The organism is Vibrio cyclitrophicus, from assembly GCF_024347435.1.
In the GTDB taxonomy this organism is placed as follows: Bacteria; Pseudomonadota; Gammaproteobacteria; order Enterobacterales; family Vibrionaceae; genus Vibrio; species Vibrio cyclitrophicus.
This window is the reverse complement of sequence record NZ_AP025480.1, coordinates 1323455-1335951: the sequence shown is the minus strand read 5'-3', so window position 1 is coordinate 1335951 and position 12497 is coordinate 1323455. Positions and strand designations below refer to the sequence as shown.

Annotated in this window: 8 protein-coding genes; 4 read left to right on the top strand and 4 right to left on the bottom strand. The window is 44.1% G+C overall.

All coding sequences use genetic code 11. The annotated features are described in order from the left end of the window. The first annotated feature begins 152 nt into the window (after positions 1–152). Entirely contained in the window at positions 153–824 is a 672-nt protein-coding gene (locus OCW38_RS06090) for a type 1 glutamine amidotransferase domain-containing protein (RefSeq protein ID WP_010438200.1), read from the top strand. A gap of 149 nt (positions 825–973) precedes the next feature. Here the strand turns inward: OCW38_RS06090 and OCW38_RS06085 are convergent, their stop codons facing one another. The 3 genes from OCW38_RS06085 to OCW38_RS06075 form a co-directional block, all read right to left on the bottom strand. Then, positions 974–2212: a cysteine desulfurase-like protein gene (locus OCW38_RS06085; protein WP_016783894.1), complete on the bottom strand. Its 1239-nt coding sequence runs from the start codon at positions 2210–2212 to the stop codon at positions 974–976. After that, positions 2196–2852: a 2OG-Fe dioxygenase family protein gene (locus OCW38_RS06080; protein ID WP_016768359.1), complete on the bottom strand. Its 657-nt coding sequence runs from the start codon at positions 2850–2852 to the stop codon at positions 2196–2198. The genes OCW38_RS06085 and OCW38_RS06080 overlap by 17 nt, the downstream gene beginning before the upstream one ends. A 782-nt stretch (positions 2853–3634) precedes the next feature. Next, positions 3635–5302 carry a GGDEF domain-containing protein gene (locus tag OCW38_RS06075; RefSeq protein ID WP_010438195.1) on the bottom strand — a complete coding sequence of 556 codons (1668 nt, stop codon included), beginning with the start codon at positions 5300–5302 and terminating at the stop codon, positions 3635–3637. 529 nt (positions 5303–5831) lie between these two features. On the opposite strand from OCW38_RS06075, the gene trxB reads away from it, so the two are divergent. From trxB to cydC, 3 genes are all read left to right on the top strand, one after another. Next, positions 5832–6791, top strand: a complete 960-nt coding sequence (trxB, locus tag OCW38_RS06070) for a thioredoxin-disulfide reductase (RefSeq protein WP_010438193.1) — start codon at positions 5832–5834, stop codon at positions 6789–6791. Positions 6792–6952: 161 nt separating this feature from the next. Then, complete coding sequence (gene cydD, locus OCW38_RS06065) at positions 6953–8737, top strand: heme ABC transporter permease/ATP-binding protein CydD (RefSeq protein ID WP_016768362.1); 1785 nt, start codon at positions 6953–6955, stop codon at positions 8735–8737. Next, positions 8730–10451, top strand: coding sequence for a heme ABC transporter ATP-binding protein/permease CydC (cydC, locus tag OCW38_RS06060; RefSeq protein ID WP_016768363.1), 1722 nt, complete (start codon positions 8730–8732; stop codon positions 10449–10451). The genes cydD and cydC overlap by 8 nt, the downstream gene beginning before the upstream one ends. Before the next feature lie 365 nt (positions 10452–10816). Here cydC and ltrA read toward each other — a convergent pair whose 3' ends face one another. Then, complete coding sequence (gene ltrA, locus OCW38_RS06055) at positions 10817–12100, bottom strand: group II intron reverse transcriptase/maturase (protein WP_140150525.1); 1284 nt, start codon at positions 12098–12100, stop codon at positions 10817–10819. Positions 12101–12497 lie beyond the last annotated feature (397 nt).

Genomic DNA, 12497 nt, shown 5'->3' with positions numbered 1-12497 from the left:
GTATATTATCACTCAAATGGTTTGCTACTAGTATTACAGATAACGAAACAGCGGTATCTAAATTGAAAACTTTGGTTTTCTAAATAAAAACCACGATACCTAAAGCAAAAAACGACGCTGAAACCAAACAAACGTGCTCAAAGGGACGAATCATGAAAAAAATACTAATACCTGTGACTAACCACGCAACACTTGGCAATACAGATCAAGCGAACGGTACTTACGCTCCTGAACTGACTCATGCTCTCAAAGAGATCATTGCTGCAGGTTTTGAATACGACATCGCTTCTATCAAGGGTGGTAAAGGTCCACTGTATGGAACCGATATTGAAGGGGATTCAGTAAACGCCGAGATCTTGGCTGATGATGACTTCCAGAACCGCATCAACAATACGATTCCTGTAAGCCAAATTAATGCAGAAAGCTACGATGCTATCTTCTACCCCGGTGGATTCGGTTTGCTTTCAGATCTAGCAACCGACGAGCAATTCGCAACCATCGCCGCTAAGCACTATGAAGATGGTGGCGTTATCTCATCAGTATGTCACGGCCCTGCAGCACTGCTTCCGATTGTCCTAAGCAACGGCGAGAAGCTATTAAGCTCTAAATCGGTGACAGGCTTTACACGTGAAGAAGAAATCGACTTTGGGACCATCAATGACATTCCATTCCTATTGGAAGAATCGCTTACTCGTAGCGCAGCGCGTTTCAACAAAGTTCAACCTTGGCATGAGCTTGTGATTGTTGATGAGCGAGTGATTACCGGTCAGAACCCAACCAGTGCGCACGCAGTAGGTGCAGCTCTGGTTAAGCTGTTGTCTTAGTTCAATCACGGGCTTAATCGAGTAGCGGTTTTAGTCGTAGTAGACTTTGCTAAACAGATATAAGTTCATGAAACAAAAAGAGCAGACTTCCTACTCAATATTATTGAGAGAAGCATGCTCTTTTCTAATTTCTATAACAGCCAAAATTGTTAGCTATTGCTACGTAAAATCCCTTCAAGCACATTGAACAGTAAGTCAATCTCATCAATCGAGTTATAATGCATACATCCAATACGCACCACGCCCTGCTCTTCAATACCCAACTGCTTCACTAGCCCTAATGCATAGAAGTGTCCATTCCACACACAGATATTATGCTCGCCTAACTTCTTAGCGATGAACTCTGGAGAGTGATCTTCAAAGGTAATCGCAAATGTAGGGGTTCTCAGATTCGAATCAAACTCAGTTTTACCATAAAGTTTTGCACCTTCAAGATCGGACAAGCGTTTAAGGAAGTATTCACTGAGTTGGCTCTCATGCTTATTATACAGCGCGTAACTTTGCTCTAAACGAGAACGCAATGAATCGGCTGGATCGCCTAACTGCGCCAAGTAATCCACCGCCGCAATCACACCGGCAAGGCCTTCAAAACTTTGTGTTCCTGTTTCAAATCGACCTGGGCCGATATTGGTTGCAGGTTCAACCTTGTAAGGCTTTAAAGTATGCAGCCATTGAGGCGCAACATAAGCAATACCGACATGCGGGCCGAAGAACTTATAAGCAGAACACGCTAAGAAATCACAATTCAGTTGCTGAACATCGATCAAATGATGAGGTGCGTAATGAACGGCATCGACATATACCTGAGCGCCATGCTGATGTGCAAGCTCAATAACTTTAGCCATATCGACAATAGAACCTGTCGTGTTCGAAGCAAACGTCACCGCGACAAGCTTGGTTTTCTTATTCAGCAGCGATTCAAAATGCGCCATATCCAAACTGCAATCGGATTCGTCGACACTAACTTGGCGAACAATCGCGCCTTTGTCGTCTGCCGCTTGCTGCCAGCTCGATACATTTGAGTAATGGTCTAACGCAGTGACGATAACCTCATCGCCCTCTTTCCAATCGCGGCTGATCGCTCGGCTAAGTTGGAAGGTCAACGATGTCATGTTCGCACCGAACACCACATTGCCAGAAGACTCCGCATTGAGTAGTGCTTGGGCCGCTTCTCGCGCTTGCTGCATTAAACTTGTGGTCTTTTGGCTAGAAAAGTAGTGCCCGCCTAGGTTTGAATTGAAATGCCCTAGGTATTCCGTCATTGAAGCTAAAACATTCTCAGGTACCTGAGACCCACCGGGACCATCGAAAAAGGTCACAGGCCTGCCGTTATGATATTGGCCTAAAGCACTAAACTGTTGGCGTACATCATTAAGAGTGAAGGACATTACGCGCATCCTTAGCCGTTAGTACAAACACATCCATATAGCCCATCTTACCGTGGTCTATGGTACGAATCGGTTGTGCGTTGTGCCAAAGCTTACTATCAGCAAGCATTGCCACCTCGCCATCGCCTAACACCTTTCTAAAGAATGGTGCTTCGTGGCTATCTTGATAAAGCATCACTTCACCACCCACGATGTTATGGCGAGTAACACCAATAATCGCGATGTGGTCAAAGCCATCTTGATGAACACCTTCTGGTGCTACTTGAGTCTCTTCAAAAATAGCGGCAATGCGAATCTGATGGATTTCGATTTCTTGCCCGTCTTCAAGTCCATTGGTCTCAATAAACAGTTCACACATTTCTTGCATGCCTTCACTGCTTAGAATCTTCGCTTCAATCGGCTCGAACTGGCGAACGACGTCACCTTGAAAGTGATTAATGTCTTCAGACTGAACAAAGTTATGTTTGTCTTGCTCAACGACTTGTCCATTACTGAATTGAACCACCGAGTATCTTCTCAATCGAAACTGGCCATCCGCATGCTCTGTGCTTGGTAGCTGAGAGAATGACGGAGACAACTCCTTAACAGCATGGTTACTGAGATGGGTAATATGTAGGGTATTTTCGTGAGCATGTAACATCATCGACTCCTTAATGATTGTTAATTTACTTTCAATATTTAACGTTTTATTTACATAAAGGATACTTGAAGATCTTGTCAAATCAACATTAAACAATCATTTATCCCGTCAGATTTAATAATTCAGACACTAAATCCAATCTGAAATTAAAAAGCAGTGTATAACACCAGAATAAAAGATGACCAACTCTTAAAACTAGCACACTCCACTAGCTAGTTATAAATCCCTATAAATTTAAATTTAACGACATTATTAACTAGAAAGTGGTGTTTCATATTGTGTCAGCCCTTGCGCTCCAACAAACCAGCCTCCTGCATAAGTTCAGGTATCACGCTCGCCACCATCCATTTCTATGCTTTTGCACAGCGAAATACGACTTACCTATCAGTCACCAAGCTATTGATTATTTACACAACAAACTGAAATTGGTTAATTTATGAGTACGCCAGAAACCAAACGCCTTTGCTTGCGCGTCTGGAACAGGTCGAGTTCGGGGGGAACTCGGCCGCCCTCAAATAGAGTGCTTTCTAATAAAACCTACAATTATAAATGATGCGTTTATTTGGAATATGATGGTCTGCCTTTATGTCCTAACTTAGAATTCGTTAAAAATAGGCGACTATAAAGATTGGGAATGTTCTACACAAAACAGATGAGAGGGTAAGCAAGCTTGAAAGGTTGGTTGCTAAAAAAGCCACCTTTGGTGACATTTACACCAAAAGTCAAAACGAAAATAAGTTAACTAGACTTAAAACGATTCACTTAGAAAATAGGGAATTTAGCTAACACTCAATTTCACTGGACTGATTTTTAAAACCGTTCTTCGAGCGCTTCTGCTGGTACATTCGCTGGTCAGCTAAGCTCAAACACTCAGAAAAATTGACACATTCAAAACTAGATGCGCTTCCAAAACTGAGGCCAGACTGAGGCCAATCAGCACTGCGAATTTGCTCTTCCACCTGAGTCACTCTAAGCTCAATCTGAGAATAGAGAGCCTCAACTTGTTTCTCTTTATCCACTTTCAATAACCAGATAAATTCGTCGCCACCAGCTCGATAAACCATTCCAAGGTCTGTAAATTTTTCTCGCATCATGCGGCTGGTGTATTCTAAAAAGCGATCCCCTTCATCATGACCATAAGTATCATTAATCGATTTAAGACCATCACAATCGATGAAAACGATACAATAGGAATGATGTACTAATTGTTTACTGGCATCATTAAAATCCAGCCGGTTTCCAAGCCCCGTTAAACTATCCACCCTCGACTGGATATAGGTTTTCTGATGTTGATGTTGTTGAATCCGCAACCATTCAGTCAGTGACAATAAAATGCAGGCACAATCTATTGCTAATGCAACAACAACGATAACTTCTGTCGATCTCTGAGTCGGCAATGGTGCAAAATGCGCAAAAATGTAATATACCAAAGCCGTGCCATAACAAAGACCACCGATCAAATAATATTTAGCGACAAAGTTTCGTTGATAAACCATCAATACGCCAGTCACTATCATTGTCGGCACCCAGATTGCCGCAATCAAATGGGACATAACAAAAGTCAACGAAAACGGGGCAAAGACATTAATAAACCCGATAATGACACACAGCCAACTAAAGGCCTGAAAGGTAAGATTAATACGAATAAAATGCTGCGGAAATCCAAACAATAATCTTGTGTAATAGCAAGAAAAAGCAACCGCAAACGGAAACAATACCATTCCAAAATAAACTGGGTTCCAGCTTTGGCTTGGTAATAAGTACCCCCAAGCGCCTGAAGCGGCGAACCATCCCAGGCCATGTAGCCCAACATAACCAGCACAAGCCAGTGTGACTGGATGTTTAGTTTGAAAGTAACAAAAAAGAGCGAAAACTCCCAACGTTAGCATGACAGTAATAGAAGCTAATGTGAGCGTATTGTTGCGGAAAACGTGAATATAAAATGGATATTCAGGTTGAAGAGTGAAGTTAACTGCCTTTGGAAATTTCTTTGCTTCCAAGTAGAGCCAAAGTGTTCCAGATTCCTCCGCATTCAATATTAACGGGAAGCTTTGCCTATGCAGATGCAAGATACTCTTGTTACTTAATTGGCCAAAATCAAGTATTCGCCTTACTTGACCATTTGTTGATTGCCAGTAACCCCAACCTTGATCCAAATAGTTTGCACGGAGTGTAACTATTTGTTGTGACGACTTGATATCGGAGTTGGCCAAATCAACTCTCAACCCAAACGCCCCTTCACCACCAAATATCGTTTCAATCCTTGGAGAGGATTCAATGTGTTTTTTTAATATGGGAAAATCGACTGGATCAGATAACAAAGGCATTTCATACCATCTTACAGCTTCATTAGCTAACACAGATTGTTCCCCGCTGACCTGCAGCGGAGAAGCAAAAACCGAATTCAGGCACACAATAAACACATTGATAAAAAGGATTAGAATCTGCATAGAGTTCAAATAATTCCGCGCAATATATAAATATCAATAATAACACATACAAAAAAATAACAACTGAGAAACACTCAACAGTTCAAGTATTAACCAACATTACACCTGTTTGTAATCATGCCGTTCATACTAAAAGTGCGTCTTGTGGTCGCTTATCTGCACGCTAATTTTGATGAGTTCTTACAGCGTCTTTTAACGCAAACTTTTTAAAATAAAACATAGGATTCAGGTTCTCTTGTTTTTCTACTCATCAATGTATACGCAAAAAAGTAAATACTGCTATAGAAACACCATGATCAAGAAGACCCTAAAAGTGAGCAATATGCATAGCTGTTTGCAAGAGCACTTTCCTTGACTTATCGCTATTGATCTAAGACACAGGATTACAAGACCATCATTTAGTTCGGTTATGTTCTAACGTATAACGATTAATTACACTTCTACCCTTGTTTAACCTTTTATTGCCTCCATATTTTCCATACAATCCTAATCGATTATAAATAAAAACAAATTCAATTTCGGAGTCCTCATGAGCGACGTAAAGCACTGTAATTTATTGATTCTTGGTTCTGGCCCTGCTGGCTATACAGCTGCAGTTTACGCTGCTCGTGCAAACCTAAACCCAGTACTTGTTACCGGTATGCAGCAAGGTGGTCAGCTTACAACCACAACAGAAGTGGAAAACTGGCCGGGTGATGCTGAAGGTTTAACGGGTCCAGCACTGATGGATCGCATGAAAGAGCACGCAGAGCGCTTTGAAACAGAGATCCTGTTTGACCACATTAACGAAGTAGACCTATCTAACCGCCCTTTCCGTCTTAAAGGCGATTCAGGCGAGTACACGTGTGATGCGTTGATCATCTCAACGGGTGCATCAGCTAAGTACCTAGGTTTAGATTCTGAAGAAGCATTCAAAGGCCGTGGCGTTTCTGCTTGTGCTACGTGTGATGGTTTCTTCTACCGCAACCAGAAAGTAGCGGTTGTTGGTGGTGGTAACACCGCTGTTGAAGAAGCACTTTACCTATCTAACATCGCGTCTGAAGTTCACTTAGTTCACCGTCGTGACACGTTCCGCGCTGAAAAGATCCTAGTGAAACGTTTAATGGACAAAGTAGAGAACGGCAACATTGTTCTTCACACTGATCGCACGCTAGACGAAGTTCTAGGCGACGACATGGGCGTAACGGGCGTTCGTATTAAAGATACTCAGTCTGATAAAACAGAAGAGATCGAAGTAATGGGCGCATTCATTGCTATCGGTCACCAACCAAACACTGAAATCTTCAAAGGCCAAGTCGACATGAAAGATGATTACATCATCGTACAGTCTGGTCTTGAAGGTAACGCAACACAAACCAGCATCCCAGGCGTGTTCGCTGCAGGTGATGTAATGGACCACAACTACCGCCAAGCAATCACTTCTGCTGGTACAGGTTGTATGGCTGCACTGGATGCTGAACGCTTCCTAGATGGCCTTAACGATAAGTAAATCTGAGATTGCAGATTTAAATATCGAAGCCCTCACCTCAATAGATGCAGGGCGTCATCACATTTTGTTGTAAATCCCTAGAGCCCAGCGGTATATCCACTGGGCTTTCTTTTGTATACTAGCCGCCCTCAACAAATAATAATTATCATTAAGCCTTCATAATGGATAAGAAAAAACAACGCAGCTTGAACAAGTGGCTTAAGCAACAGAGTAAGTTAGCGAAACGCTGGCTTATGATTGCGATTGGCCTTGGCGTACTTTCAAGCGTGTTTTTAATTGCTCAAGCAGCTCTTCTCGCCTCTATTCTTCATCAGCTGATCATCGAGAATGTCGATAAATCTGAACTGGTTGGTCATTTCGCAGGCTTGGCACTATCGGTCGTTGGCCGTGCAGGCTGTACATGGGGTCGTGAAATCGCCGGCTATCGCTGTGGTGAGCAGATCCGTATCTACATTAGGCAGCTCATTCTCGATAAGTTACGCGAACTTGGTCCTGCCTACATCAAAGGCAAACCTGCGGGTACGTGGGCAACCCTGTTGCTAGAACAAGTAGAAGACATGCAAGACTTCTTCTCTCGTTATCTACCTCAGATGTCTCTGTCGGTAATGATTCCATTCATTATTTTGGTTGTGGTGTTTCCAGTAAACTGGGCAGCTGGATTGATCTTTTTGCTTACGGCTCCACTGGTGCCGATGTTCATGGCACTTGTTGGTATGAAAGCAGCCGATGCCAACCGTAAAAACTTCAAAGCGCTTCAGCGTCTTTCTGGTCACTTTTACGACCGTTTGCAGTCAATGACAACCATCCGTCTATTTGATCGCACCAACGCTGAAACAGAAGTACTCAAAGGTGCATCTGAAGTGTTTAGAACGCGTACCATGGATGTGTTGAAAATCGCTTTCTTGTCTTCTGCTGTACTTGAGTTCTTCACGTCGATCTCTATCGCGATGACGGCGGTTTACTTTGGTTTCACCTACATCGGTGAGCTGAACTTTGGCCACTACGGCGTCGGCATTACGCTATTCGCTGGTTTGTTTATCCTTATCTTGGCGCCAGAGTTTTACCAACCTCTGCGTGACTTAGGTACTTTCTACCATGCGAAGCAACAAGCGGTTGGCGCTGCGGAAAGTATTGTCGAGTTCTTAGAAACAGACATCACTAAGGTTAAATCAGGCGACACTCAACTCGATCAGGCTCAAGGCATCAATATTGAAGCTCAAGCTCTAAAAGTGTTAAGCCCTGAAGGTGTTCAATTGGTTGGCCCTATCTCGTTTGCACTTAACACTCGACAGTCGACTGCGTTAGTTGGCCCAAGTGGGGCGGGTAAAACAAGTTTGATCAACGCTATTCTTGGTTTCATGCCTTATGAAGGAAGCTTGAAAATCAATGGCATTGAATTGCGTGACCTAGACTTAGCCTCTTGGCGTAAGACGATTAGCTGGGTTGGTCAAAACCCGTTGCTACTGCACGGTACAATTCGTGACAACGTCACTCTAGGTAAGCTCGATATCACTGACCAAGTTGTCGAGAATGCGCTTGAGCAGTCTTTTGCTAACGAGTTCGTTAGCGAGCATGGCTTAGATTATATGATCTCTGATCGCTCTGGCGGCCTGTCTGTTGGTCAATCTCAACGTTTGGCTCTGGCTCGCGCCATGATTCAAGACGGTCAGTTCTGGTTGTTAGATGAACCAACAGCTAGCCTAGATACTCGTAGCGAACAGTTAGTAATGAAAGGCATCAATAGCAATATTGAAAGCCGCACAGCCCTGCTTGTAACGCACCAACTTGCCCCTCTTAAATCAGTCGATAATATTCTGGTTATGCGCGATGGTGGTCTGGTTGAACAAGGTCATTACTCTCAGCTATCGACTGCGGGTGGTTTGTTCGAAAAGATGCTTAACGCGAACTTAGCTCAACAAGATAATAAGGGTAATTTAGATGCGTGATTTACTGCCTTACCTGAAACTCTATAAAAAGCATTGGTTTGGCCTATCGCTAGGCATGCTATTAGCTTTTGCTACTCTTTCGGCTTCTATCGGCTTGTTAACGCTATCAGGCTGGTTCATTTCAGCTTCTGCGGTTGCAGGCCTTACGATTGCACGTGAGACCTTCAACTACATGCTACCGGGCGGCGGCGTACGTGGTTTGGCAATGAGCCGTACTGCGGGTCGTTGGGGTGAACGTGTTGTCAGCCACAATGCCACATTCAAATTGTTAACTGATTTACGTATCTTCTTCTTCAAGAAGCTAGCTCCGCTGATCCCAGGCCGTATTTCGAACCTTCGTGATGCTGACCTTCTCAACCGTTTGGTTGCTGATGTCGATGCAATGGACCACGTTTACTTGCGCTTAGTAAGCCCAGTGACGGTTGGTGTGTTCGGGATCTTCTTCCTTACTATTTTCTTGATGTGGTTCGATAGCTCACTAGGTTTGATCTTGGGTTCTATCCTTCTGATCATGCTGTTGGTTTGGCCAATCTTGTTTTACAAGCTAGGTAAACGTAACGGCGGTGAACTGACACAAAACAAAGCGGATCTTCGTGTTACCACTCTGGATTGGATTGAAGGCTACAGCGAACTGACTCTGTTTGGTGCTGAAGAGCGTTACCGCAATGCGATTCTAGAAACGCAGCAGAAGCTGATGGCGAATCAGTTTGTGAATGCTAACCTAACTGGTATGGCGTCAGCAGCACTGATGCTGTTCAACGGTTTGACGTTGGTTCTTATGCTTTGGCTTGCGGCTGATGGCGTGGGTGGTAATGCACCAGACCCGTTCATCGCGCTAATGGCATTCGCAACCATGGCAAGTTTTGAGCTATTAATGCCAATCGCAGGCGCGTTCCAGCATTTAGGTCAAACTCTGTCTTCAGCACGTCGCTTGAACGAAGTTATTCTGTCGGAGCCTGAAGTTCAGTTTGCTGAAGAGAAACTCGACATCAACAAGCCGCTTGATATTACGTTCTCAAACGTGACGTTCAACTACCCTGATTCTGAACGTAGTGTTCTGAACGCTGTTGACCTAACGATTCCTGCAACGCACAAGGTTGCGATTGTGGGCCAAACAGGTTCTGGTAAGTCGACTTTGATTCAGCTGCTGACTCGCTACTGGGATCCTAAAAAAGGCGACATCTCAATCGCGGGAGTTGAACTGACGCAGTGGAATGAATCACAGCTTCGTGAATCAATCAGTGTAGTAAGCCAACGTGTAGACATTCTCAATGGTACTTTGCGTGACAACTTGTTGATTGCAAGACCAGAAGCAACCGATGATCACTTAGCGAACATCCTTAAAGACGTTGGTCTAGAAAAGCTGCTTGAGAACAACGCGCTTGATAGCTGGTTAGGTGATGGTGGTCGTCAACTGTCTGGCGGTGAGAAGCGCCGCATTGGCATCGCACGTGCCATTCTTCATGATGCTCCTATCCTGCTTTTAGATGAGCCGACAGAAGGCTTAGATAAGCAAACCGAGCAAAGCATCATGACTCTTTTCGAGAAGCACTTCGAAGGCAAGACGGTTATCTTCATCACGCACCGTTTAATTGGTCTGGAATCGATGGATTCTATCGTTCTGATTGAACAAGGCGAGATTGTTGAAAACGGCTCTCATGAGAAACTGTTAAACGAAGCAGGACGTTATTTCCAACTGCGTCAGGCAATCTAGCGCCTTCATCAGTTATAAAGATAACCGTTCAAAGCCCGAGTTTATGCTCGGGCTTTTTTGTGTCTTTAATTATTCTGAGCTACACCCTTCTTCAATCAAGTTTAACCCGTCACTTCCACTTCCAATAGGTGGCTGACCTTGATGTAAAAAAGAAAATAGCTTAACAACGACAAGCTAGAGCCCCTGCGATGGTGAAATTTATGGAGCACTGCTTTCCTACTAGCGCGGCCCTCAAAACTAAGTTCCCAGGTTATCCAAACAACTAATTAGGGTTCATAACTCTAACTAGAACGCACATCGAGTAGGGTGAGGCGTTACCGCCTCATCCCTCTCACAGAACCGTACGTACGGACCTCGTATACGGCTCATGCACACTTCCATTCAGCATATTGGCTGAACACATACCCTGTCCTTATTGTCCCAAGATTTACCAATCCTTGGTCATTAAACCATTGATTTGGCATCGCATAGCTTGATAGTGGACTCGCTGCACTGACCCAACTTGTCATTGAGATATGCTGGAACGGCGGCTTATACCCTAACTGTTTTAACTTTCGATGTAAGCGTTGAGGCTTCTTCCAAAGTTTCAACTGGATACTACGCAGTCTTCTTCGTAGCCATCCTGCTAGTCTTGAGAACTCCCTGCTGCTATTGGTGATCCTGAAGTATTGGCTGAACCCTCTTAACACTGGGTTTAGATCTTTTATGACTTGCTCAAGTGGCTTACCGCACCCTCGCTTCGTCATTCGCTTTAACTTGCTTTTGAACACTTTCAGTTTTTTAGTTTGAATGCGGGTAAATTGACTCCCGATTTCTACACCTAAAAACTTCACGCCATCACTGCTGTGCGCTATATGTGATTTCGTCTGGTTCACTGTGAGTTTAAGCTCTCCTTCTAAGATCTTCGTCGCTTGTGCAAGGGCATTCTCTGCCCCTGCCTTGCTACGACAGAAGATGAGTATGTCATCCGCATAACGAACGATCCTATGGCCGCGCTTTCGCATTTCCTGATCGAACGCATCAAGGTAGATATTGGCTATCAAAGGACTGATAACACCACCTTGTGGACTTCCTAGCTCTGTCTCCTGCCAACTACCGTCTATCATCACCCCACTTTTTAGAAACTGTTTTATCAGCTCTAATACACTGCTATCTGTGACTCGTTTTCTGATGCTTTTGATAATCAACTCGTGGTCGAGTTTGTCAAAGCACTTCGACAAGTCCATATCTACAACGTGTTGTAACCCGTAACGCCGGATGAACATCGTGGATTTGTTGATTGCATCGTGACAGCTTCGATTCGGCCTATACCCAAAACTTGATGGGTGAAATTGCTCTTCGAAGATGGGGGTGAGGATATCGTTGAGCGCTTGTTGGACAACTCTATCCCTAACTGTTGGGATCCCGAGCAATCGCACCCCTCCGTCTTCTTTGGGTATCTCTACCCGTTTGACTGGCTGAGGTTTGTATTGCTTGGTTTTAAGTTCAGAGAGGAGTTGATCGAGGTTATCACTCAGATTTTCGGCGTAGTTGCTCAGGCTCTGCTCATCTATTCCAGCCGCGCCTTTCGCTTTCTTTACCTTTTTAAACCCTTTATACAGCCTCTCTTTGTTGAGTAGATGACCATATAAGCTGTAATAAACTCGCACTTTCTCTCCTTGGATTGTGTGCTGTGTGGGGACAGGTGTTTCATCTTCAGCGTGGGTGTTATTTCTCTCTGCTGTTCAGCCTTCTAGCTCAGTGGCAATTTACTGAAGTGAGTCAGAGTTACTCCCCTATACGGTTTCTTAGCGCAGTATCTTGCTTCCACAATCAACCAAACTAGGAATACCCCGATAGCGATTCGGTTTGGGTATCACTGAAAAAAAAAAAACATCTGTTCATCACAGACTTAAAGTGTACTTCCTCCCTTCGCAACACTGAGTGCTTTTGGCATTTCAGTGCTCCATCAGACTTGATGCTGCTGGTCAGCTAAGTTTTCTCCTCCACACCATTACTGGGCTTCTCTGGCTTAGCCTTACTCACTACTACGGATTCATCTGCCAC

Coding starts and splice junctions, on each gene's coding strand:
- OCW38_RS06090 (WP_010438200.1), top strand. CDS start 153: ATGAAAAAAATACTAATACCTGTGACTAACCACGCAACACTTGGCAAT.
- OCW38_RS06085 (WP_016783894.1), bottom strand. CDS start 2,212: ATGTCCTTCACTCTTAATGATGTACGCCAACAGTTTAGTGCTTTAGGC.
- OCW38_RS06080 (WP_016768359.1), bottom strand. CDS start 2,852: ATGTTACATGCTCACGAAAATACCCTACATATTACCCATCTCAGTAAC.
- OCW38_RS06075 (WP_010438195.1), bottom strand. CDS start 5,302: ATGCAGATTCTAATCCTTTTTATCAATGTGTTTATTGTGTGCCTGAAT.
- trxB (WP_010438193.1), top strand. CDS start 5,832: ATGAGCGACGTAAAGCACTGTAATTTATTGATTCTTGGTTCTGGCCCT.
- cydD (WP_016768362.1), top strand. CDS start 6,953: ATGGATAAGAAAAAACAACGCAGCTTGAACAAGTGGCTTAAGCAACAG.
- cydC (WP_016768363.1), top strand. CDS start 8,730: ATGCGTGATTTACTGCCTTACCTGAAACTCTATAAAAAGCATTGGTTT.